We start from the raw sequence: 24513 nt of genomic DNA on the forward strand, positions 1-24513 counted from the left end.
GGCGCACTTCTCCCCTCTGACTGAAGCAATGGACGCATCATGATTAGCGTATTCGATATCTTCAAAATCGGTATTGGTCCTTCCAGCTCTCACACCGTCGGACCAATGAAAGCCGGTAAACAATTCACGGATGACTTGATTGCACGCGGCATTTTGCACGACATCACCCGCGTGGTTGTCGATGTATATGGTTCCCTTTCCCTGACCGGTAAAGGCCACCATACCGATATTGCCATTATCATGGGGCTGGCGGGTAATCTGCCGGATACCGTTGATATTGATGCAATACCTGGCTTTATCCAGGACGTGAACACCCACGGTCGTTTGCTGCTGGCGAACGGCGAGCATGAGGTTGAATTCCCGGTTGATCACTGCATGAATTTCCATGCGGATAACCTGTCGCTTCACGAAAACGGCATGCGCATTACCGCGCTGGCCGGCGACAAAGCGGTTTACAGCCAGACGTATTACTCCATCGGCGGCGGGTTTATCGTCGACGAGGACCATTTTGGTCAAAGCACCAATTCTGCCGTTGATGTGCCGTACCCTTACAAAAACGCGGCCGACTTACAGCGTCACTGCCAGGAGACAGGGCTTTCTCTCTCCGGCCTGATGATGAAAAACGAGCTGGCCCTGCACAGCAAAGAGGAGCTGGAACAGCACTTCGCTAACGTCTGGGAAGTGATGCGCAGCGGCATTGAGCGCGGGATCACCACCGAAGGCGTGCTGCCGGGTAAACTGCGTGTTCCGCGTCGTGCGGCTGCGCTGCGCCGCATGCTGGTCAGCACCGACAAAACCACCACCGACCCGATGGCCGTCGTCGACTGGATCAACATGTTCGCGCTGGCGGTGAACGAAGAGAACGCCGCGGGTGGCCGCGTCGTCACCGCGCCAACCAACGGGGCGTGCGGAATTGTTCCGGCGGTTCTGGCGTATTACGACAAGTTTATCCGTGAAGTGAATGCAAACTCACTCGCGCGGTATATGCTGGTCGCCAGTGCGATTGGCTCACTGTACAAGATGAACGCCTCGATTTCCGGCGCGGAAGTGGGCTGTCAGGGTGAAGTGGGCGTCGCCTGCTCTATGGCGGCGGCGGGTCTGGCCGAACTACTGGGCGCAAGTCCTGCGCAGGTTTGTATTGCGGCGGAAATCGGCATGGAACATAACCTGGGGCTGACCTGCGATCCGGTCGGCGGACAGGTCCAGGTGCCATGCATCGAGCGTAACGCCATCGCCTCTGTGAAAGCGGTGAACGCGGCCCGTATGGCGCTGCGTCGTACCAGCGAACCGCGCGTCTGCCTCGACAAGGTTATCGAAACCATGTACGAAACCGGTAAAGATATGAACGCCAAATACCGCGAAACTTCCCGCGGTGGCCTGGCGATGAAGATCGTCACCTGCGATTAAGCCTCTCAGGAAGCCTCGTTTTGCGAGGCTTCTTCCTGTTTTCCCCACCATTCATAGTTTCATGCTGCGCTCAGTGTTACCCTTCACCCATTAGACAGAAGGGAGATTATCTGTGGCCGTTCATTTGCTTATCGTCGATGCACTTAACCTGATTCGCCGTATTCATGCAGTACAGGGCACCCCCTGCAAGGACACCTGTTTACACGCGCTGGAGCAGCTCATTCGCCATAGCGAACCCACCCACGCTGTTGCCGTATTCGACGATGAAGCACGCAATACCGGCTGGCGGCACCAGCGCCTGCCGGACTACAAAGCCGGACGAGCGCCGATGCCGGACGATCTGCACGCAGAAATGCCCGCTATCCGCGCGGCCTTTGAGCAGCGCGGCGTTCCGTGCTGGGGCGCCCACGGTAATGAGGCTGACGATTTAGCCGCAACGCTGGCGGTTAAAGTCGCGAGCGCCGGGCATCAGGCGACTATCGTTTCAACCGACAAAGGTTACTGCCAGCTGCTCTCTCCAACGATCCGCATCCGGGACTACTTTCAAAAACGCTGGCTGGACGCGCCATTCATTGCCAGCGAGTTTGGCGTATCGCCTGAGCAACTGCCGGATTACTGGGGGCTGGCGGGGATCAGCAGCTCTAAAGTGCCGGGTGTCGCCGGTATTGGACCCAAAAGCGCCGCACAGCTGCTGACGGAGTTTCAGAGTCTGGAAGGAATTTACGCCAGGCTTGATGAAGTGCCGGAAAAATGGCGCAAAAAGCTGGAGGCGCATAAAGAGATGGCGTTTATCTGCCGGGAGGTGGCGACGCTACAGACGGATTTACAGCTGGACGGGAATTTACAGCAGTTAAGGTTAGAACGTTAAAACAACTACACGATTTTGTAGGCCCGGTAAGCGCAGCGCCACCGGGCGTTACAAACGTTATCGCTCGTCGCGACGCCCACCCACTGCCGCCCACCAGCGACGGATATGGACCGTCACTTCTTCGCGGTCGTGATAAAGCTGACGCGCCTGGATTTCCGCGTTAATCCCGTGTTCGTCCAGCTGCTGCTGAATATAGGCCAGGTTCTGCGACACCTCTTCGTAGCGCTTTTTCATCGGCAGCTTGAGGTTGAAAATCGTCTCACGACACCAGCCGTTCACCAGCCAGGAGGCCATCAGCGCCGCGACTTTCGCCGGTTTTTCTACCATGTCGCACACCATCCAGGAGATGTTGTTGCGGTTCGGGCGATAGCGGAAGCCGTCCTCACGCAGCCAGGTGACCTGCCCGGTATCCATCAGGCTTTGCGCCATCGGGCCGTTATCCACAGACGAAACCCACATATTGCGTTTCACCAGCTGATAGGTCCAGCCGCCCGGGCATGCGCCAAGGTCGACGGCATACATGCCGTTTGCCAGACGTTCGTCCCACTCGTCCGCCGGGATAAAGACGTGAAACGCCTCTTCCAGCTTCAGGGTTGAACGGCTCGGCGCATCTGCCGGGAAGCGCAGACGCGGGATCCCCATAAAGAACGGCGAATTATTGGTGGTATACGAGTAGCCGGCGTAGCAACATCCTGGCGCAATAAAGAAGATATGCACGACCGGGCGCTTTGGCGTTTCGTAGTTTGTCAGCACACCCGCATCACGCAGCGCCGCGCGCAGCGGCACGGTGAACTTACGGCAGAACTTCATCAGCTCTTTGCTTTCGTTGGTGTCGGCCACTTCCACGCGCAAATCGCCGCCCTTCTCCACCACACCCTGCAACAGGCCAACAATCGGCGTGATGCGATCTTCCGGCGGAAGATCTTTCAGCAGTTCGCCCGCGACAAACATCTGACGGGCGAAAATCAATGAGCTGAACGGCAGTTCGCGCGCCAGCTTGTCGGCATCATCAGGCTGATAGCATTCAAATACCACATAGCCCGCGTTCTCTTTGACGCGAGCGAATCCGAAGACTTCACGCTTCGCCGCTTTATCGGTGATTTCCGCGGCGCACTCTTTCTCAAACCCCGGGCGACAATATAAAACAACCTTATTCATGAACAACGCCCTTGCGTTTCAGACGGATAGCTCCGATAAACATTAACACCCAACCCGCCAGGAAGCTGACGCCGCCGACAGGTGTAACAAACGCCCACAGGCGTAAATGCGACAGCGCCAGACAGTAAAGACTGCCGCTGAACAGTACGGTACCCAGCGCCAGAAAGACGCTGCTCCAGTAAAACCAGATGCTGATGCGGCGCTGCATCGCCACCGCCAGCCCAAAAATTGCCAGCGTGTGGAACGCCTGATATTCAAGGCCGGTCTGGATCCAACCCATCTCCACAACGCCCAGAGATTTGCTTAAGACATGCGCGCCAAACGCGCCCAGAGCTACAAAAATAAAGCCACTCACCGCGGCGAAAATCAGCATGAATCGGCTGGTCATGTTTAAGTCCTGAATTGATGCGTGCCCGGCACACAAACGTTATTGTTCATACCTGAAGCGGAATTTTTCTTGCTCGCTTGCCGCTTTCGCCAGTATCCACTGCCGGAAAGCGGCTATTTTACCCAGTTCTGCCTGACTGTCATGACAAACCAGATAAAATGCATTCTTGCTGACCAGTACATCGTTAAATGGGCAAACCAGACGGCCTGCCTCAATTTCGGACTGCGCCATAACGTTGTTTGCCAACGCCACGCCCTGCCCGTGAATGGCAGCCTGTAGCACCATCGCGCTGTGGCTAAAAATGGGCCCCTGCTGCACGTTTATATGATTAAGACCTAACTGGCGGGTATAAGTTTGCCAGTCGCGACGCGAAGCATCGTGCAAAAGCGTATGTTGCGCCAGATCGGCGGGCGTTTTGAGCGCTTTATCCCCCGTCAGCAGCAGCGGTGAACAGACCGGCAACAGATATTCTGCGTATAATTTTTCCACACGCAAGCCCGGCCAGTTACCGCGACCGTAAAAAATCGCCACGTCCACATCATCTGCCAGCTTGTCTTCCTGACGGTCCACCGCCTGGATTCGGACATCGATTCCCGGATAAGTTGAGTTAAAGCTTGAGAGTCGCGGCACCAGCCACTGAATGGCAAAACTGGGCAATAAACTCACAGTCAGAGCGCCTTTTGCGCTCCGGGCCTGAAGCTTGCGAGTGGCTTCCGTCAGCTGGGAAAAAATCTCTTTAATATCCTGAAAATAGCTCTGCCCCTCTTCGGTCAACAGCAACGAACGGTTGCGTCGACGGAACAGCTTAAGCCCCAGAAAATCCTCCAGAGACTTGATTTGATGACTTACTGCGGCCTGTGTCACAAAAAGCTCATCGGCTGCGCGGGTGAAGCTGAGGTGGCGTGCTGCTGCATCAAAAACACGTAATGCATTTAGGGGTGGCAATCGCTTGGACATGGTTATCTGGCTTAGATGTTAACGAGATTTAACATATAGGAAACAACGTTTAACCTATTAGTTTTTTTTATCTGAGCCATTATAATTTGTCCGTTGAGGAACTACCAGCAAATACCTATAGTGGCGGCACTTCCTGAGCCGGAACGAAAAGCTTTTTTTGGAATGCGTGTTCTGAAGGGCTTTTGGCTTACGGTTGTGATGTTGTGTTGTTGTGTTTGCAATTGGTCTGCGATTCAGACCACGGTAGCAACGCTACCAATTTTTCACTTCCTGTACATTTACCCTGTCTGTCCATAGTGATTAATGTAGCACCGCCAACTTGCGGTGCTTTTTTTTTCGCTTATCTAACTGTTAATGCTCGATTTCCTTCATCTCTTTCACGTCACTGCGGTTGATCTGCTGTTTGTTCCCGTTAGCATCTTTGTAAGAAATCATCCCGGTATCATTATCGGTTGTCGGTTTCCCTTCAGAGACGATAGATCGACCATCGTTGGTATGCATTACGTAGTTATTACCAGAACAGGCGCTCAGGGCAAAGGTCAACGCACAGGCAGAAATGATTGCAGCTGTCTTTTTCATGATTATCTCCTTTAGCAATTAATGCTATTCAAACCTCGATTTATAACTGGCTAAAACATCCGCCTAACACTATTTAGCATAACCTGCTTTTTCAGACTCGCCAGGATAAGCAGACAAATCTGATAGATATCAACTTCCTTGCCCTGCCGATGAATTTGCGCGACGATCGTAGAATCGATATGAGGAATTCCATGAACGCTTTCAGTCCTGCGCAGTTTCGCGCACAGTTTCCTGCGCTGGCCGATGCCGGCATTTATCTTGATAGCGCCGCCACGGCCCTTAAACCGCAGGCGGTGATTGAGGCAACCCGCCAGTTTTACAGCCTGAGCGCCGGGAACGTGCACCGCAGCCAGTATGCCGACGCGCAGCGCTTAACGGCGCAATACGAAGCCGCACGGGATCAGGTCGCGCGCCTGATCAATGCTGACAGCGGTAAGAACATCGTCTGGACGCGGGGCACCACCGAGGCCATTAACATGGTGGCGCAATGTTACGCGCGTCCGCTGTTGCAGCCCGGGGATGAGATCATCGTCAGCGAGGCGGAACACCACGCCAACCTGGTACCCTGGCTGATGGTGGCCGAACAAACCGGGGCACAGGTTGTAAAGCTCCCGTTGGGTGCGGACTTCCTGCCTGACGTGGCGCGTCTGCCTGAGCTGATTACGCCGCGCAGCCGTATTCTGGCGCTGGGGCAGATGTCCAACGTCACCGGCGGCTGCCCGGATCTGGCGCGTGCCATTGAGATTGCCCATGCCAGCGGCGTGGTGGTGATGGTCGACGGTGCGCAGGGTGTGGTGCATTTTCCGGCTGACGTTCAGGCGCTGGATATCGACTTCTATGCCTTCTCAGGACACAAATTGTACGGGCCAACCGGTATCGGCGCGCTGTACGGCAAAGCTGAACTGCTGGCCCGGATGACGCCGTGGCTCGGCGGCGGCAAGATGATTACCGAAGTCACCTTCGACGGTTTTAAAACGCAGGATGTACCCTACCGCCTGGAAGCCGGTACCCCAAACGTGGCCGGGGTTATCGGTCTGAGCGCAGCGCTCGAATGGTTGGCAGAAACGGACGTGGTTCAGGCTGAAAGCTGGAGCCGGGGTCTGGCGACGCTGGCGGAAGAAGAACTGAAAAAACGTCCGGGTTTTCGCTCGTTCCGCGTCCAGGACTCCAGCCTGCTCGCCTTTGATTTCGCGGGCGTGCACCATAGCGACATGGTGACGTTGCTTGCCGGATATGGCATTGCCCTGCGTGCCGGACAGCACTGCGCCCAGCCGCTGCTGGCGGCTATTGGCGTGAGCGGTACCCTGCGCGCCTCGTTTGCACCGTACAATACAAAAAGTGACGTCGATGCGCTGGTTTCCGCCGTCGACCGCGCCCTGGAATTACTGGTGGATTAATGACAAGTTCAGCTTTAGCCGGGCACCCGTTCGGCACCGTTATTACTGAAGAGACGTTAAAACAGACCTTCGTCCCGCTCACGCAGTGGGAAGATAAATATCGTCAGCTGATCCTGCTGGGTAAACAGTTGCCCACGCTGTCAGACGAGCTGAAATCACAGGCGAAGGAGATCGCAGGCTGCGAGAACCGCGTCTGGCTTGGGTTTAGTGTATCCGGAGAGAAACTGCATTTCTTCGGCGACAGCGAGGGACGCATTGTTCGCGGTCTGCTGGCGGTGCTGTTGACCGCAATCGAAGGGAAAAGCGCCGCAGAGCTGCTGGCGCATTCTCCGCTAGCGCTGTTTGATGAGTTGGGACTTCGCGCGCAGCTTAGCGCCTCGCGCGGTCAGGGACTGATTGCGCTAAACGACGCGGTGCTGGATGCCGCCCGTCAGGCTCAGGCCTGACGTTCCGCCTTCGCCATCATCTTCTTCAGGGCGTGAGAGACCGCCACAAAGCCGAAGGAGGCGGTCACCATGGTGGCCGCTCCAAACCCTGAGGCACAATCCATCCGCTTTGGCCCTTCCGCCGTGCTTTTCATTGCACAGACCGAACCATCCGCCTGCGGATAAACCAGCGCTTCTGTCGAGAACACACAGTCCACGCCCAGCTTGCCTTTGCTATTTTTCACCACGTTGAAGTCGCTTTTTAAGCGCTCGCGCAGCTTAGCGGCCAGCGGATCCTGAATGGTTTTCGCCAGATCCGCCACCTGGATCTGCGTCGGATCAATTTGTCCACCCGCGCCGCCCGTTGTCACCAGCGGCACCTTGTAACGACGACAGTAAGCGATCAGCGCCGCTTTTGGCCGCACGCTGTCGATGGCATCAATCACATAGCTGTAGCCTTTGCTCATGTACTCCGCGACGTTATCTGCCGTCACAAAGTCGTCGATCACCGTCACCCTACACTCCGGGTTGATGAGACGAATACGCTCCGCCATCACCTCGGACTTCGCCAGACCGACGTTATCACGCAGGGCGTGGATCTGACGGTTAGTGTTAGTGACGCAGACGTCATCCATATCAATCAACGTAATTGCGCCAATGCCGGTTCTCGCCAGCGCTTCTGCCGCCCACGAACCCACACCACCAATGCCCACCACGCAGACATGCGCATCCGCGAACAGTTGCAGGGCTTTTTCACCATATAACCGTGCCGTGCCGCCGAAACGCTGGCGCCAGGCATCGCTGATTACCACAGACATAAAACCTCAGATGTAAAAAGGGTGAGGTATTCCTCACCCTGAACCGTAATCCGTCTTGCCCTCAGAATACCACAATCAGCCGCTGAATACGTTTCCGGTACCCGGCGCTGCCTTCAGCACCCACACGCGTCCGTAGTGGTTATACCAGCCTGCACGATGGCCGGCATCCGGGCCGATGCCCTGATAAATGTCGAAGTGCTGGCCTTTGATCGCCCCACCCACGTCCAGCGCCACCATCAGGCGTAATTCATACTTGCCGTTGAATTTGCCGTTGTTGTCGAGGAGTGGAACTTCCGCCAGCAGCGTAGTACCTGCCGGGATAATCGAACGATCCGATGCCACAGAAGCGCGGCCAATCAGCGGGACGGCGCTCGCCCCTTTCACCGGCGCAAAGTTCTGCGGTTTGAAGAAGACAAACGATGGGTTCTGCTCAAGCAGCTCACGCACTTCCGCTTCGCTGTGTTTTTCGCCCCACTCGCGGATCGCCTGCATCGACATATCTTCTCGTTTCACTTCGCCACGGTCGATGAGCACCTTACCGATGCTGCGATAGGCATGGCCATTTTTCCCGGCGTAGCTAAAGAAGTTCAGCGGCGAGCCGTCGCCAAAATCAATATAGCCGCTGCCCTGCACGTCCATAATGAAGTTGTCCATCAGCGAGTTGCTGTAGGCCAGCACGTAATTTTCGCTCAGCGCGCCAGCGTAGATCTCGGCGCGGGACGGCAGACGACCGCGTTTCGGCGGCATACGGTAAATGGGATACTGGAACTCGCCCTGGCGTGTGTGTCGCGCCTGGACAACCGGAGTGTAGTAACCGGTAAACTGGACGTTACCGTAGTTATCCGCCCCCTCCATCTGCCAGGCATCGATACCAAACTGGCGCATATTGCGGGTATCACCGCCTGCACGCAGCCAGTCCTGCACGGCGCTATAGACGTTGTTCTGCGAACCGTATAAACGCGGAGAAGCAGTGCGGATCTGGTAGACCTGCTCGGAGAAGTCTCCGGCATTGATCGGAGCGCCCACGGCGTCTGGCTGGTTAACTAAAGAGAAAGGCTGGGATAACTTCCCGTCTTTATACTGTTGACCGCGATCGGTCGGTTTGGAAGAGCAGGCCGCAAGAATCGCCACCATTGCGCCTGTCATCAGATACTTCGCCCAACGTCCTTTCATTATATCTCGTCTTTTAGTTGCCCAATTCCGCGAGATGAAGATAACAAACCCACCGTGTTAATGAAATGCAATCACCTTCCCTTTGGCAAATTCTGCACAAAAAATAGTCCAAAGTAGCTTTTGCCGTTCATTTTGCATACAAAATAATGAATTATGTGAAAAAGGGGTTGCATCACAAACCTATCCGAGTATAGTGCGCTTCCACGGACGCGGGGTGGAGCAGCCTGGTAGCTCGTCGGGCTCATAACCCGAAGGTCGTCGGTTCAAATCCGGCCCCCGCAACCAATTAAAATTTGATGAAGTATCTTCTACGACAGTAGAAGTTTTTGCGAAGTAGTTCGAATCACAGCAAGGCGACGACGCAGTGAATCCTTAGGAACTTACTCCAGTAAGTGACTGAGGTGAACGAGGAAAGTCAACGCAGATGTGGTTTGAAATACGAAGCAAAAAGACGGACGCGGGGTGGAGCAGCCTGGTAGCTCGTCGGGCTCATAACCCGAAGGTCGTCGGTTCAAATCCGGCCCCCGCAACCAATCAAATTTGAAGAAGTAAGTTTCTACAAGTGTAGAAAGACGGACGCGGGGTGGAGCAGCCTGGTAGCTCGTCGGGCTCATAACCCGAAGGTCGTCGGTTCAAATCCGGCCCCCGCAACCAACACTTCTTAAAACAATAAACACCCTGAAGGGTGTTTTTTTGTATCTGGCGTTTGTGAAAATGCCGGGCATGATACCCGGCTTAATGCCCTACCCCCGCCGCGCCAGCGTTTCCCCGTCTGAGAAGTAGGCCCGGATCCCCGCCAGAATCGACTCCGCCACTTCCTGCTGGAATTTAGCCGTCTTGAGCTTACGTTCCTCTTCCACGTTACTGATAAACGCGGTTTCGACCAGAATGGATGGAATATCTGGCGCTTTCAGTACCGCAAATCCGGCCTGCTCGACGCTGTTTTTGTGCAGCTTGTTGACCCGGCCCAACTTGCCCAGCACTGCTTTACCAAACTTCAGGCTGTCGGTAATGGTCAGCGACTGCACCATATCAAACATCGTATGGTCGACGTAACGGTCGCCACTTTTGCTCACGCCACCAATTAAATCCGAGGCGTTCTGCGTGTCCGCCAGGTATCTCGCGGCGGTACTGGTCGCCCCTTTCGTTGACAGGGCAAACACTGAAGATCCACTCGGCTGGCGGCTGGTGAAGGCATCCGCGTGAATAGAGACAAACAGATCCGCGCGCTGCTTTTGCGCTTTTGCCACGCGGACCTTCAGCGGGATAAAGACATCTTCGTTGCGCGTCATGTAGGCGCGCATATTACCCTCTTTGTCGATCAAGGCCTTCAGACGACGGGCAATTTGCAGCACCACATCTTTTTCGCGGGTGCGATATTTCCCGACGGCGCCGGAATCTTCTCCGCCGTGGCCAGGATCGAGCATGATCACAATCGGGCGATCGCGCCCCGCCTTGCCCGGCTGTGGGCCACTTTGCGCTGGCGGAACCTGGCTGTCGAGATCGCCTTTGTTGTAATCCTCAAGTAATGCCAGAAGCGGATCCTGAATATCCGTCGCATTCGCCGGATAGAGATCCATCACCAGACGCTCCTTAAAGGCGGCTACAGGCGCAAGGGCAAAGAGCTGAGGTTTCACGTTCTGCTTCAGCTCAAACACCATGCGCACGGTTTGCGGATCGAACTGCCCGACGCGCGCCGATTTAATAAACGGATCGTCGCCACGGATCTGAGCTGCCATGCCTTTAAGCACGGAGTTGAGGTTCACACCTTCGAGATCAACCACCACACGTTCAGGATTGCTGAGGGCAAATTGCTTGTATTTCAGCACGCGATTGGACTCGACCGTCACGCGCGTATAGGTCGACGACGGCCAGACGCGCACCGCGACTACCTGGCTTGTGGCGGCAAGACCCACCTGGCTGACGCTAAGCAACCACATCGCCCCGGCCCCTTTTAACAGGCGGCGGCGGCTTATTGCTGAATTGGATCCCGACATGCTTCTCCCGAGCAAGAAATCTGATTGATGAACAAAATGCCCAAATTGACCGAAAACTTTAACGAATGACGCATAAACTGTCATCTATAAAAGGGTAAACAATCATACGTTAACGCACGGATTACTTATTATTTTCTGTGGGTCGCAGAAAATTTAGGCTTGCACACGCGGCCACAATCGAATAAAAATACAGAAATTACGAATAAACATTCACTAAGGGTTGTGTCATGGTTAAGGAACGCAGAACCGAACTGGTCCAGGGATTCCGCCATTCTGTTCCCTATATCAACACCCATCGGGGAAAAACGTTTGTCATCATGCTTGGCGGCGAAGCCATTGAGCATGAAAACTTTTCCAGTATTGTCAACGATATCGGCCTGCTGCACAGCCTCGGCATCCGTCTGGTGGTGGTGTATGGCGCACGTCCGCAAATTGAAGCCAACCTGGCCGCCCATCACCATGAGCCGATCTACCACAAACACACGCGCGTGACGGATGCAAAAACCCTCGAGCTGGTCAAACAGGCGGCGGGTCTGTTGCAGCTCGATATCACCGCCCGCCTGTCGATGAGCCTGAATAATACGCCGTTGCAGGGCGCGCACATCAACGTGGTGAGCGGCAACTTTGTCATCGCTCAGCCGCTCGGCGTGGACGATGGCGTGGATTACTGCCACAGCGGCCGCATCCGCCGTATTGATGAAGAAGCCATTCACCGCCAGTTAGATAATGGCGCGATCGTCCTGATGGGACCCGTTGCCGTCTCCGTAACGGGTGAAAGTTTTAATCTGACCTCAGAAGAGATTGCCACCCAGTTGGCCATCAAGCTAAAAGCGGAAAAAATGATCGGCTTTTGCTCCTCACAGGGTGTCGTGAACGATGAGGGCGTGATTGTGCCAGAACTTTTTCCGAATGAAGCCCAGGCGCGCGTCGAAGCGCTGGAAGCAGAAGGCGATTACTATTCCGGTACCGTGCGTTTTCTGCGCGGCGCCGTTAAAGCGTGCCGTAGCGGGGTGCGCCGCAGCCACCTGATCAGCTATCAGGAAGACGGCGCGCTGTTGCAGGAGCTGTTCTCCCGTGACGGGATCGGTACGCAGATCGTCATGGAGAGCGCCGAGCAGATCCGCCGTGCCACCATCAACGATATCGGCGGCATTCTGGAGCTGATCCGTCCGCTGGAACAACAGGGCATTCTGGTTCGCCGATCCCGCGAGCAGCTGGAGATGGAGATCGACAAGTTCACCATCATTCAGCGGGATAACCTGACCATTGCCTGTGCGGCACTTTATCCGTTCCCGGAAGAGCAGATTGGTGAAATGGCGTGCGTCGCCGTGCATCCTGATTACCGAAGCTCCTCACGGGGGGAGCTGCTGCTTGAACGCGTGGCGGCACAGGCGCGCCAGATAGGTCTGAGCAAGCTGTTCGTGCTTACCACGCGCAGCATTCACTGGTTCCAGGAGCGCGGCTTCACGCCGGTGGATATTGATTCCCTGCCGGAAAGTAAGAAAGAGATGTACAACTACCAGCGCCGCTCGAAGGTGTTAATGGCGGACCTGGGATAACAGTCACCCTCTCCTGCTGGAGAGGGCGTTCACTCAGACAGATTCAAATATCGCGCTTAATCCGCTTCTGCGCTCGGTACGAGTGGCAATCGCCTGACTCAACACGCGCTCATCCGCATACAGTGAAAGACGCTGGCGCGCACGGGTAATGGCGGTGTAGACCAGCTCGCGGGTCACAACCGGCGACAGCTGTGTCGGCAGGATCAGCGCCGCATGGTTGAACTCGGAGCCCTGAGATTTATGTACCGTCATCGCCCATGCCGTTTCATGCTCTGGCAGGCGGCTGGGCTGGACGGACTTCACGCTACCGTCCGGTAGCTGGAACCAGACGCGCAGACCGTTACCGCGATCGAGCGCAATGCCGATATCCCCGTTGAACAGCCCCAGCGCACTGTCGTTGCGGGAGATCATCACTGGCCGGCCCTCATACCATCGCGAATGCAGCTGACGGTTAATTTTGCGTTTCTGCACCAGCAGCTGCTCCAGCCTGTCGTTCAGGCCCGCGACGCCAAACGGCCCTTCCCGTAATGCGCACAGAAGCTGGTATTCGCCAAATGCGGCGATGACCTGCCCGGGCTGACTGCGCTGCTGCACGCAGCTCAGAAAATGCTGGTATCCCTGGAGAGCCTCCTCAAGCATAGCCTGATACTCTTCCCCGCTTTGCAGCGATTTCTTTTCAATGTCAGTGAAGGTACCGTCAAACACCGTGCGCGTGGCGTGCCTGTCGCCACGGTTGACCGCCGCAGCCAGCTGGCCGATGCCGGAGTCGCTACCGAAACGGTAGCTTTTTTGCAGCAGGCACAGGCTGTCACGCAGTGCGCCCGCGATCGGCGTGTGATCGGGTTCAAGCGAGCAACCGGTCAGACGGGCGAGCTCCTGCGCCCGCGCGGCGGTATAACCGTAACTGGCGTAGGTACAGATATCTCCCAGCACCGCCCCGGCTTCTACAGAGGCGAGCTGGTCGCGATCGCCCAGGAAAACCACGCGCGCATGGGGTGGTAGCGCATCGATCAGGCGCGACATCATGGTCAGGTCGATCATGGAGGCTTCATCCACCACCAGCACGTCCAGATGCAGCGGATTGCCCGCATGGTAGCGCAGCCGCTGGCTACCCGGCTGCGCGCCGAGCAGACGGTGCAGAGTACTTGCTTCACCCGGGAAAAGCGCAAGCTGCTCCTGGGTGAGCGGCAGCCGTTGCATCGCACCGCCCAGTGATTCGGTCAGACGCGCCGCGGCCTTCCCGGTGGGCGCCGCCAGACGAATACGGCATCGCTGCTCGCCTGAAAGCTGTATCAGGGCTGCCAGCAGCTTTGCGACGGTCGTTGTTTTCCCGGTTCCCGGGCCGCCGGATATCACCGAGATCCGCCGCGTAAGGGCGACGGCTGCCGCCACTTTCTGCCAGTCTGTGGCCTCACCGGAGTCAAACAGCCTGTCCAGCGTCTGGCGAAGCTGTGCTTCGTCGCAGGGAAGCGGCGCATTGGTCTCACTAAAGAAACGCGCTACCGTCAGTTCGTTTCGCCACAGGCGGTTCAGGTATAAGCGCTCCCCCGTAAGGATCAGCGGTGCCTGGTTGTCTCCCGGCCCGACGGCTGACGATTCACGCAAGATTTTCTGCCAGTCCACCTTATCTCCCAGCAGCGCAAAGCAGGACTGGAGGACAGGCGGCATTTTCTCGTCAACCACCAGACGCGAGAGCGGCAGACACACATGCCCCTCTCCGGCGTCTTTACTCAACAGGGCAGCGGCAAGCATCACGGCGGGCTGGTCAGCGGCAATCATCATGGCAAACTGCACGTCCAGCTGACGCAGCACGCGTTGCTCTACCGCATCCAGCAATAAGTCCTGCATCGTCATGCCATCTCCTCCGTGTTTGCTGCAAACAGGTTATCCATTTTATTAATCAATTCCGCATCCGGACGAGTGCTGAAGATCCCGGAGCGCGGATCGGCAGCATCAACCCCGCGCAGGAACAGATAGATGACACCGCCAAAATGATCGTCGTAGCGATAATCCGCAATACGGTGGCGCAAATAGCGGTGCAGCGCCAGGGTATAGAGCTGATATTGCAGATCGTAGCGATGCATTTGCATGGCTGCCGCCATCGCCTGCTGGGTATAGGCTTCGCTGTTCTCGCCCAGCCAGTTCGATTTGTAATCCAGCAGGTAGTACCGTCCTTCGTGACGGAAGACCAGGTCGATAAACCCTTTCAGCATGCCCTGCACCTGACGGAAGTTCAGCGGCGGGCAACCGGCTGACAGCGGATCGTACTGACGGATGAGCGCATCGAGCGCGTCGGCCTTAAGCGGGCCTGCGACGGGCAGATAAAACTCCATCTCAACCTGCTTATTTTTGGCCGTTAACTGGCGAAGAGAGAAGCCCTGCGTCGTCAGCGGCGCCTGCAAAATGGCGTTGATCCAGTCAGTGAGAACGGGCTGCCAGTGCGCGTCATAGCCTCCGCTCTGCAACATCTTCAGCACCCACTCCTCACTGACAGGCTGGGTGAAATCAAGCTCTTCAAAGAGGCTGTGCAAAAAGGTGCCCGGCGACGCGCCGCGTGGGAACTGATGTGGAGTTAACGTCGGTTCAACCGGAACATCGCCCACCCCTGCGGCATCCACGTCCAGCTTCGGCATGAGATCCTGCGCAATACTTTGCCCGTGCTGTTGCAGGCCAGAGTAGCTGGTGACGCACCAGTCGTCGGCAAGCACCCGTGTGATCTGGCGCGCGTTAAGATCGGTCGCGGGCTCTTGCGCCATTTCCCAGCGGCTGTTGTCTGGCAGAGAAGGGATATGCAGGGCGATATCGTCTCCGCAAAGCGACTCAATACAGAGGCGCAACCCCGCCGCATCTTTCGGCTCACCACGCTGAACAAGCCGCCCTAAGGCGCTTAAATGGAAATCGCTCTCCCCTGTTTTCTCCCCGCGACGGCGGAAAACCGGCGCGACGCCCAGGCTGCAATGCCAGACAGAACGGGTCAGCGCCACGTAAAGCAGGCGCAAATCCTCCGCCAGACGCTCCGCTTCCGCCAGCTCAACGCTGGTTTCCGCCTTGCTGAGATCGAGCACCGCATCGAAAGTCTCGCGGTCATGATAATAGGCCTGATCCTGAACGCGGTAGTTGGCGATAAAGGGCAGCCAGACCAGCGGATACTCGAGACCTTTCGATTTGTGAATGGTGACGATTTGCACCAGATGCTTATCGCTCTCAAGACGCATCTGCTGGCTTGAGGCGTTACTGTTTGGATCCGCGATTTGCTGCGCCAGCCAGCGCACGAGGGCATGTTCACTTTCAAGCTGGGTGCCAGCTTCCTGCAACAGTTCGCTGATGTGTAAAATATCGGTAAGACGCCTTTCACCGCCCGATGACGCCAGCATATTTTCGGCAATCTGGCGCCGCGTCATCAATTCGCGCAGCATCGCCATGACGCCGCGTTTTTGCCAGCGTTCACGGTAATGGACAAACTCTTCCACCACCGTATCCCATGCGTTTTCGTCATGGTTGAGCTCATCAATATCGCGCGCGTTCAACCCCAGCATAGAGCTGGCCAGCGCGCTTCGAAGCGTATTTTCGCGCTCCGGGGCCAGCACCGCCTGAAGCAGCCAGAGCATTTCCTGGGCTTCCAGCGTGTCGAACACGCTGTCGCGGTTAGAGAGATACACTGACGGAATATCCAGCAGCGTTAGCGCATCGCGGATTAGCGCCGCTTCCTGACGACTGCGCACCAGCACGGTAATATCAGAGGCCTTAACAGGATTTGCCTGTTCCCCCTTCCACAGCAGCGCCTCGCCGCGCGCGCCTGCGCTCAGCCAGTCACGGATTTGCGCGGCGCAGTGCTGGGCCATCGCTGCCTGATAGTCGGCAACCCCATAGCCTTCCCCTTCCAGCAGCCAGAAGGTCATGGCGGGTTGCACCGCGCCACTGACTTCGAAGCGCAGGGATGCGTTTTTTGGGGCGGATTTCACCGGCAGGAAAGGGATTTCATTGAACATGAACGCCGTCTCCATACGGCTGAACAGCGCATTGACGCTCTCAACCATCCCCGGCGCGGAACGCCAGTTGGTGTCTAACGTGTAATGCGCGACAACCTCACTACGGGCTTTCATATAGGTGAAGATATCTGCCCCACGGAAGGCATAAATCGCCTGTTTAGGGTCGCCAATCAACAACAGGGCCGTGTCGGGCTGCTGTCGCCAGATGCGGCGAAAAATGCGGTACTGCTGAGGGTCGGTGTCCTGAAATTCGTCAATCATCGCCACCGGAAAACGGGTACGGATCGCGCTGGCGAGCGCTTCACCATTCTCGCTGGACAGCGCCTCGTCCAGGCGGCTCAGCATGTCATCAAACCCCAGCTCGCCCCGGCGACGTTTTTCGCGCGCGACGGCCTGGCGGATCTCCGTCATAGCGCGGGTGATCATCAGGTCATTGAGCGTTAATGGCTCCGCAAGCAGCTCATCAATCGCCACAAACAGGGAATGCTCAGGCACAATGCCGTCGGCTTTGGTTCGCTCGGTCAAAAAGCGCTGCGAAAATTTTTCCAGTGCGTCCGGAAGCTGGTAGCCTCGCGTCTCCTCCTGGGCCCAGGCGCTGATCTTTTCGATCCACTTCCCCTGGTTCCCACGGTTGAACTTGCGTCTGTCGATGCCTGAGTTTTCGATGATTGCATCAATTTCACCAACCGACTCATTCCACTTCTGCTTAAGCGTCGCAATTTTGGCGACGATCTTTTCATGGCGCGAGGCCAGCGTTTCATCGGCAGGCGGCGGAGATTTAATGACCGGCGCTTCGCCTTGCAGGTAACGGTCGATGGCGCGAAGAAGCTCTTCCGGACCTTTCCACAGGGCGTGAACCGCTTCGGCAATGTCGCGCTGCAATGGATAACAGTGACGACGCCAGAAATCCGCACAGGCCTGATAGCGAAGCTCGGATTCATCTTCAATAAGCTGCTGCTCAAAGAGCATGCCGGATTCAAACGCATTCAGGCTTAACATGCGCTGACAAAAACCGTGAATGGTGAAGACGGACGCTTCATCCATTTGCCGCTCGGCCAGCAGCAGCCATTGCGCAGCCTGTTGTTTATCCGCAATCTCGTCCAGCAGGCTCGCGTAGAGGGGGTTATCCGTCGTCTGACGCAGACAGGCGATGCGCAGCTCATGAATGTTGCTGCGAATACGGCCACGCAGCTCGGCAGTGGCCGCTTCGGTGAAGGTTACCACCAGCAGCTCTTCCACGCTTAACGGGCGCGAAAAAGCGGCGTTGCCGCCGAGCCCCAACAGCAGACGCAGATAGAGCGCGGCGATGGTATAGGTTTTTCCCGTTCCCGCTGAGGCTTCAATCAGTCGCTCACCCTGTAGAGGTAAACTTAGGGGATCAAGCGGCTCAGCGGTATGGGTCATTCTTTCTTACTCCAGGGCATAGTTTGTTGCAGCGCGCTGACGCTCTTCCAGACGGTCCACTCTTTTGATTTTACGTAGTCCGTTTTCCCGTTCTGGCTGCCAGAAACCTGAGACAGGATGGCCATACCCTGCGGTTTTACCACCGCCTGATGGAAGAAATCGGCAACCTTTTGTGGCGTCAGCTGTTTTATTTCGGCCACTATTTTATCACGCGAATCAAATTTCATATTACCGCGATCAAAATCTTTGCTCAGCTGCGAGGCCTCTTCACCCAGCGTCTGCGGCGGCTGCATCACCTGGGCGATAACCGCCTGCTGGATCTGGGCAAACTCTTCCGGCTTCATGGCGCGCAGTTTTGCTTCCGCCTGCGGGAAGAACGCCTGATAACGCTGCCACAGGTAAGCGGGTTGCTTGTCGCTGCTTTGCAGAAGGAAGCCCAGCCCCCACTGACGGCCCACATTCATAGAGAAAGCGAATACCGCATAGCCCAGCTGCTCTTCGGTGCGCAGCTGGTTGTAAAACCACGGCTGAATAATTTGACCGAGAACCGCACTCTGGGCAGAGCTGGTAAATTCGTCATAACCGACAGGGACAAACACCGCGGCCAGCGCGGAATCCGTGCTGCTTCCCGCTTTTTCGAAGATCACGTTCTGCTTTTTCTCTACCAGCACATCCTGGTTACGGCACCACTCATCGCCTTTTGAACCCAGTTGCGCACGGACGTTTTGCGCCAGCGTTTTAGCCTGATCTTCGCTCATATTCCCTACAACCAGGAACTCCGGACGGGTATTGGTTTTCAGCGCATCACGGTAAGCCAGCACCTCTTTTAAGGTGACTGAGGGCAATAACGCGCGGCGATCTTCGCGCTGGAAGTACGGAATTTGCGACAGCATCTGTGCTGGCATAATCGCCTGATCGTAGGCTTTACCCTTCTCGGCAGAATCCATCATCTGGGCATACCAGGACTTAGCCTGCTCGAGCTGTTCTTCCGTAGGCGTATAGCTGAAATAACCGTCCAGCAGCGCCTGGAACAGCTGCGGCAAACGCTGGGTATAGCCGTTGGCATTCACCATCAGGCCGTTATTGGCGTTGGTGGAGAAACTGATACCACCAACGGCAGCCTGGTTGCTGAGCTGATCGAGAGCAATACCGGCCAGATAATCGTTAAGCGCAAACAGCACCTGGTTTCTGGCGCTGTCCATTGCTTTGGGGTTACGCAGCACCACGCTAACATCCGCTTTTGGCTCGTCGGCGAAATAGCGGCTTGGGGTGTAGACCACGCGCAGCGTCGGCTCATCAACAATCAGCTCCGGGTGCGGATACGCCTTTGCGGGTTTGATCAGCGAGAAATCGTCCGGGATGTAGGGGTTAAGTTCCGGTAACGTCAGCGCAATTTCCCCCGCCTTTTTCTGCCAGCCCGCGAAGGTCTGTTCGCTGATTTTTTCAACCTGATACGGGGCATCAACGAAGTAGGCCATTTTGTTATGCGGTTCGTTCGGGCTGATATACCAGACGCGGGCATTCTGCGGAGTCATCATCGCCAGACGCGCTTTGAGCGCTCCGGCGTCATACTGGTCGGCAATATTTACCGCATCCAGCGTATGTTCCACCGGCACGCGGATCATGGTATCTGCCAGCCACTCAACGTAGTCCATATCACGCGTGATAGAGGGATAGCGGAAATCGAGATCCAGCACGTGCGCCAGCTCGTCAAAGTAGCGTTTATCGACGCCTTTATCGCGCAGCAGAGAGAGGTAACTGAAAATGGCCGCAACGACGTCGTCCCGGTGAGCCAGCCCTTTATCGGTCAGCGTCGCGGAGATGGCCAGCACGCCGCTATTCCCATTTACAACGGGATCGGAGTCAGCGCGAATACCTTCCACCAGCCCCTGCTTTTGCAGCCAGTCGGAGAGCGTACCCGGGCTGCGGTTGCCGATAAGATACGTCACCAGCTCGTCGGTTTTGCTGCGGAACTGCGCCGTGTTGTTATCAATACGGAATTCAACGCGTAACACCTTGCGCGGCAAGGCCGGCACATAGTGAATAACAATGCCTTTTTGCGCGTCCGTGACAACCGGCACGTTAATCTGCGGCAGATCGATATTTTTATTTGGCACCCTGCCGTAGGTCTGCGCGGCCATGTTTGCCAGCGTCGGCAACGGTTTATTGCTGTAGATAACCGCTTTCATCAGATTGGCGGAATAGTATTTTTCACGAAACGCATGCAGCGCATCGAGCACCGGGCTACCTGGCTTGTCGCTCAGCGTTTCAAGGTTGCCGCCTGAGAAGCGCGAACCCGGGTGCGCCGGATTGATGGTTTCAGCGCTAACCTGCGCCATGCGCATACCGTCTCGCGTGCGCGCCATCGTCAGTTCGGCGTTCACGGCATTACGTTCACGGTCAGCGTATTTTTTATCCAGCAGCGGTGCGGCAATGGCATCCGCCAGACGGTCCACCGCCCCATCAAGCGCATCATTTTCCACTTCCAGGTAAAACGCGGTGCGATACGGCGCGGTACTGGCGTTGTGGCTGCCGCCATGCATTTTCAGAAATTCGGACAGGCTGTCAGGCTGTGGGTATTTTTTAGAGCCCATCAGCGTCATGTGCTCAAGGTAGTGCGCCAGTCCCGGATGGGCGTCAGGATCTTCCAGCGAACCCACCGGCACAACCAGCGCGGAGAGCGATTTCACCGCCTGAGGATCGGAAACCAGCAGCACGGTCATCCCGTTATCAAGACGAATCGCCTGATACTCACGGGTGTCCTTATCGCTCTTACGGATTGTTTCCTTGACAGGTTGCCAACCGGAATCGGCCTGAGTGACGGGAGCCCAAAGGGCGATAAACAAAACAAACGCTTTGAACAAGGTGCTGCCTGGCATTACGACCTCTTTATCACGGCTACATCATTAACAACGTGCGTGCTGGACACGCCAGCATCTCTTTCTTTGGGTACATCAGTCCGTGATAAGAGGTGCATCATAAATGAACACCTCATGCTGCGCAATTTTTATACAACACTCAGGACTGATTAAATTTGAACAACGGTAACAGGTAGCGTTGCGCCTCCTGGGTGATAATGTCGAAATATTCTGGCTCCAGCGTTCGCCATAAACGTTGATACCAGACATCGTCACCTTCGCCACGTACCATCATGTTCCCTTCGTAGGCCTGCAAAAACTTGCTGCGCGCTTTCTGGAGCGAAGCCTCATCCGTTAACATGGCATCATTCTGCGCGTCGTAACAGGCTTTTATCCACGCCCCCCCACTTTCAGGCAGCAAAAGCAGAGGTTTGTTCATGCCCTGACGGTAACCTTCAATATAAAGCGACAGATACGTCAACGCCTGCTCAGGCTCCATCGGCGGGAAACGCCATTCGCCGTCCTTACGTACAAACAACCGGCTTTCACCTTCGTGACCACTCGCACTGTAGACAAGATGTTCGAGCCAGAGTTGCAGGCCATGTGAAACGCTGAGCATGGATGGCCGCCAGCGCAGCAGCCCGTCAGACTGCACGTGCGTGAGCCAGCCGCTGAGGTGCATACCGTTACAATCGAGATCGATTTCAATGCTGCTCGCCGGCTGCCGACACGCGATAACGCGGTCAGCAAGCGCTCGCATCTCCTCGCACTGGGCATCCCAGACGATTTCGCCGAATGCACCATACGGAAGCAATCCCGACGCCCTGTAACGTCGGAACAGTTTACTGGCGTCTTCTTCGTCAACCAGCGCATTCAGAAGCTGGGAATTAAGCTTAAAACGCTCCAGCCCATCAAGAATAAACGGTTCCGCATCGGGGATTTCGCTCTCTTCAGAGCGGAAATTCACCTGCAAGCGTTGCTGGAAAAAAGCCCGGACCGGGTGCGCCCAAAAACGCTGTAGCTGCTCAAACGAGAGGGTATCTATGACGCGCGGTTCGAGCGTCTGAATAAAATCGGTTTGCGGCGTCCCCGCTTTCTTCGCGGCGGGAAGCCACTCGCGGGCGTAGCTTTGCAGTTCATCAGGAACGTAATTGACAGGATCAAACGGCATACGGCTATGGTGACAGGTGATATGCGCTATCACCCGACGTTCGCTTTCGTCGCAGTTGCAGGCTTCATCGCCCGGCAGATAGTGACTCTGTCCGATGTAATCCACCAGCTCCTGCACCAGCACAGACGGGAAACGCTCGCTGTTGTCCTGAATTGAACGACCGATATAGCTGATATACAGCCTGCTTTGCGCAGACATCAGCGCCTCAAGAAAGAGATAACGGTCATCATCGCGGCGGCTGCGGTCGCCCCGCTTCGGTTGTGCGCTCATGAGATCAAAACCCAGAGGTGGAAGCGCACGCGGATAAATACCGTCGTTCATGCCAAGCAGACAGACCACTTTGAACGGGATTGAACGCATTGGCATCAGGGTACAAATATTCACCGGCCCCGCAAGGAAGCGCTGGCTGATGCGCTCCTGATCGAGACGTTGCGTCAGCTCATCACGCAGAAGCGAAAGAGGAACCGCCTCGTGATAGTGCGAATTAACCCCCTCATCAACGATGGCCTGCCACTGCTTCTCGATAAGCGCCATGGCGGCTTCAGTTTCGCTGTCCGGCAGAAAGAAATCACTCAGCATTTCGCGGCAAATCGGCAGCCACTCTTCGAGCGGGCGGGGCTGCATCAACGCACGGCGCCAGCGGTTGAGCTGCATAAGCAGCGAGGCTAAGTGACCAACCAGTTCCGCGATCAACCCACTGGACTCATCGTACGGCAGCACGTCATTCCATTCGCCGTGGATGCTCTCCATCGCATACCCCAGCAGCATGCGCGTCAGGCCAAACTGCCAGGTATGCTGCCCGGTTGCAGGCAGTTCGAACTCCTGGACGTTATCATCGTCGATACCCCAGCGGACACCAGATTCGTTGACCCACTGGCGCAGATAGCGCAACCCCTCTTCGTTAATGTTGAAACGTGCGGCCAGAACAGGCACATCCAGCAGTGCCAGCACATCCTCAGAGATAAACCGGCTATCAGGCAGCGAAAGCAGGCTGATAAAGGCCTGTAGCGCCGGGTGTGACTGACGAGCGCGACGGTCAGAGATTGCGTAGGGCAGATAGCGGTCGCCCGTTGCGCTGCCAAATACCGCCTGAATAAACGGGCTGTAGCTGTCGATATCCGCCACCATCACCACGATATCGCGCGGTGTCAGGGTTGGATCGTCCTGTAACATGGCCAGCAGGCGGTCATGAAGAATTTCAACTTCACGCTGTGGGCTGTGGCAAACGTGGATCGCGATACTGCGATCGTCAGGATCCAGTTTTCGCTTCTTATCGCTTCGCGCAAACTCTTCGGCAGTGATCCCGGCAACGGCACGGTTTTCTAAATCCAGAATATCAAGCTGAATATTGTGCAGCAGGCTGTCCGGCGTAATATCCGCAAACGCATCCACATCCCCTTCTCCCGAAGAGGTGATATCTGAAAGCAGATAAATATAGTCGCGTCCGAGCTTGCCCCACGAGGCAAGCAGCGGGTTCGGCAGATTCTGAATCCCCTCTTCATCAAAAAGCTGCGCCGCGTTTTCACTGTCTTTAAACAGCGGCACGGCGCGCTCTTCAAAGAGGCGCTTTCTCTGGCGGGTGACCAGCCGTGAAAGCCAGCGCGGATCCTGAATATCCCCCCAATAGTGTCGACACGGGTTGGTAAAGAGGATATGGATATCAGTGTGCTTACCGAGCGCTTTTAGCGCGTTCAGGTAGACAGGCGGCAGCGCGGAGATACCGCAAATGAACACGCGTGACGGCAAACGGGTTGGCCGTTCTGCGCTGTTCTCAAGTATTGAGATAAAGCGATCGTACAGGTTAGCACGGTGCCACTTAGGCTGACCGAGTTTCCCGGTATGCTCGACCAGCGCTTTCCAGAGCGGCGCCTGCCAGATTTGCGCTTCCGGTAACCCATCGACTAATTCTCCCGCTTCCCAGCGAATCAGCCATTCTGCACGGTAAACCAGATACTGGTCATAAAGGTCGGCAGTACGTGAGGCAAGCTGGAAAAGTTTACGCTTGTCGGTGTCGTCATTCAGGTAGTGGCGCAGCATGGCAAACTCATCATGCGCCAGCATGTCCGGCAGCAGCGTCATCAGTTTCCAGGCCATACTTTGTTTGTTGAAGGCGCTCTGCTCAGGAATATCCGGCAGGACGCGAACAAACATCTCCCAGATAAAGCTCGCGGGCAGCGGAAAATCGATGTTGGCCGCAATGCCAAATTTCTGCGAGAGGGACATTTGCAGCCACTGCGCCATACCGGTGCTCTGCACCAGCACCATTTCTGGCTCAAACGGATCGTCAAGACGCTCTTGCTCAACGATATACTCCATCAGTGCTTCCAGCACATCCAGACGATTTGAGTGGTAAACCCTTAGCATA

16 protein-coding genes and 3 tRNA genes are annotated in these 24513 nt (G+C 56.1%); 8 read left to right on the forward strand and 11 right to left on the reverse strand.

Going from position 1 to position 24513, the window contains the following annotated elements:
• The first annotated feature begins 39 nt into the window (after positions 1–39).
• Positions 40–1407 carry an L-serine ammonia-lyase gene (locus AC4OVU_RS17405; protein ID WP_015571736.1) on the forward strand — a complete coding sequence of 456 codons (1368 nt, stop codon included), beginning with the start codon at positions 40–42 and terminating at the stop codon, positions 1405–1407.
• 112 nt (positions 1408–1519) lie between these two features.
• On the forward strand, positions 1520–2275 hold the full coding sequence (gene xni / locus AC4OVU_RS17410) for a flap endonuclease Xni (protein ID WP_023295348.1): 756 nt from the start codon (positions 1520–1522) through the stop codon (positions 2273–2275).
• A gap of 57 nt (positions 2276–2332) precedes the next feature.
• Here the strand turns inward: xni and rlmM are convergent, their stop codons facing one another.
• The 4 genes from rlmM to AC4OVU_RS17430 all read right to left on the reverse strand — a co-directional run bounded on the left by rlmM (position 2333) and on the right by AC4OVU_RS17430 (position 5357).
• Complete coding sequence (gene rlmM, locus AC4OVU_RS17415) at positions 2333–3433, reverse strand: 23S rRNA (cytidine(2498)-2'-O)-methyltransferase RlmM (protein WP_003862754.1); 1101 nt, start codon at positions 3431–3433, stop codon at positions 2333–2335.
• Positions 3426–3821 (reverse strand): DUF423 domain-containing protein, encoded by a 396-nt coding sequence (locus AC4OVU_RS17420; RefSeq protein WP_003862756.1) that lies wholly within the window; start codon positions 3819–3821, stop codon positions 3426–3428. The genes rlmM and AC4OVU_RS17420 overlap by 8 nt, the downstream gene beginning before the upstream one ends.
• Before the next feature lie 39 nt (positions 3822–3860).
• Positions 3861–4778 carry a glycine cleavage system transcriptional regulator GcvA gene (gene gcvA / locus AC4OVU_RS17425; RefSeq protein ID WP_003862758.1) on the reverse strand — a complete coding sequence of 306 codons (918 nt, stop codon included), beginning with the start codon at positions 4776–4778 and terminating at the stop codon, positions 3861–3863.
• Between the two features lie 351 nt (positions 4779–5129).
• On the reverse strand, positions 5130–5357 hold the full coding sequence (locus tag AC4OVU_RS17430; RefSeq protein WP_015571738.1) for a YgdI/YgdR family lipoprotein: 228 nt from the start codon (positions 5355–5357) through the stop codon (positions 5130–5132).
• Between the two features lie 191 nt (positions 5358–5548).
• Between AC4OVU_RS17430 and csdA the strand changes: the two genes are divergently transcribed.
• Both csdA and csdE read left to right on the forward strand, forming a co-directional pair.
• Positions 5549–6754: a cysteine desulfurase CsdA gene (gene csdA / locus AC4OVU_RS17435; protein WP_015571739.1), complete on the forward strand. Its 1206-nt coding sequence runs from the start codon at positions 5549–5551 to the stop codon at positions 6752–6754.
• On the forward strand, positions 6754–7200 hold the full coding sequence (csdE, locus tag AC4OVU_RS17440) for a cysteine desulfurase sulfur acceptor subunit CsdE (protein WP_017382839.1): 447 nt from the start codon (positions 6754–6756) through the stop codon (positions 7198–7200). Before csdA ends, csdE begins: the two co-directional genes overlap by 1 nt.
• Here the strand turns inward: csdE and tcdA are convergent.
• Both tcdA and mltA read right to left on the reverse strand, forming a co-directional pair.
• On the reverse strand, positions 7191–7997 hold the full coding sequence (gene tcdA / locus AC4OVU_RS17445; protein ID WP_006811804.1) for a tRNA cyclic N6-threonylcarbamoyladenosine(37) synthase TcdA: 807 nt from the start codon (positions 7995–7997) through the stop codon (positions 7191–7193). The genes csdE and tcdA overlap by 10 nt on opposite strands.
• 75 nt (positions 7998–8072) lie before the next feature.
• Positions 8073–9170 carry a murein transglycosylase A gene (mltA, locus tag AC4OVU_RS17450; protein WP_015571742.1) on the reverse strand — a complete coding sequence of 366 codons (1098 nt, stop codon included), beginning with the start codon at positions 9168–9170 and terminating at the stop codon, positions 8073–8075.
• A gap of 208 nt (positions 9171–9378) precedes the next feature.
• On the opposite strand from mltA, the gene AC4OVU_RS17455 reads away from it, so the two are divergent.
• The 3 genes from AC4OVU_RS17455 (at position 9379) to AC4OVU_RS17465 (ending at position 9824) form a co-directional block, all read left to right on the forward strand.
• Positions 9379–9455 (forward strand) — tRNA-Met (locus tag AC4OVU_RS17455).
• 171 nt (positions 9456–9626) lie between these two features.
• Positions 9627–9703: transfer RNA gene (locus AC4OVU_RS17460), tRNA-Met, on the forward strand.
• 44 nt (positions 9704–9747) lie between these two features.
• Positions 9748–9824, forward strand: a tRNA-Met gene (locus tag AC4OVU_RS17465).
• An 89-nt stretch (positions 9825–9913) separates the two neighbouring features.
• Here the strand turns inward: AC4OVU_RS17465 and amiC are convergent.
• The gene (gene amiC, locus AC4OVU_RS17470; RefSeq protein WP_017382840.1) at positions 9914–11167 is read right to left on the reverse strand and encodes an N-acetylmuramoyl-L-alanine amidase AmiC; all 1254 of its coding nucleotides are present in this window, start codon (positions 11165–11167) and stop codon (positions 9914–9916) included.
• Between the two features lie 227 nt (positions 11168–11394).
• On the opposite strand from amiC, the gene argA reads away from it, so the two are divergent.
• Positions 11395–12726, forward strand: a complete 1332-nt coding sequence (argA, locus tag AC4OVU_RS17475; RefSeq protein ID WP_110292290.1) for an amino-acid N-acetyltransferase — start codon at positions 11395–11397, stop codon at positions 12724–12726.
• Positions 12727–12759: 33 nt separating this feature from the next.
• Here the strand turns inward: argA and recD are convergent, their stop codons facing one another.
• The 4 genes from recD to recC all read right to left on the reverse strand — a co-directional run bounded on the left by recD (position 12760) and on the right by recC (position 24512).
• Positions 12760–14580 (reverse strand): exodeoxyribonuclease V subunit alpha, encoded by a 1821-nt coding sequence (recD, locus tag AC4OVU_RS17480; RefSeq protein WP_063150926.1) that lies wholly within the window; start codon positions 14578–14580, stop codon positions 12760–12762.
• Positions 14577–18119: an exodeoxyribonuclease V subunit beta gene (recB, locus tag AC4OVU_RS17485; protein ID WP_110292289.1), complete on the reverse strand. Its 3543-nt coding sequence runs from the start codon at positions 18117–18119 to the stop codon at positions 14577–14579. Before recB ends, recD begins: the two co-directional genes overlap by 4 nt.
• Positions 18116–20998 carry a pitrilysin gene (gene ptrA, locus AC4OVU_RS17490; RefSeq protein ID WP_032619114.1) on the reverse strand — a complete coding sequence of 961 codons (2883 nt, stop codon included), beginning with the start codon at positions 20996–20998 and terminating at the stop codon, positions 18116–18118. The genes recB and ptrA overlap by 4 nt, the downstream gene beginning before the upstream one ends.
• A 139-nt stretch (positions 20999–21137) precedes the next feature.
• On the reverse strand, positions 21138–24512 hold the full coding sequence (gene recC, locus AC4OVU_RS17495) for an exodeoxyribonuclease V subunit gamma (RefSeq protein ID WP_077580450.1): 3375 nt from the start codon (positions 24510–24512) through the stop codon (positions 21138–21140).
• Position 24513: the final 1 nt, after the last annotated feature.

It is taken from the genome of Enterobacter sp. 6722112, from assembly GCF_058661685.1.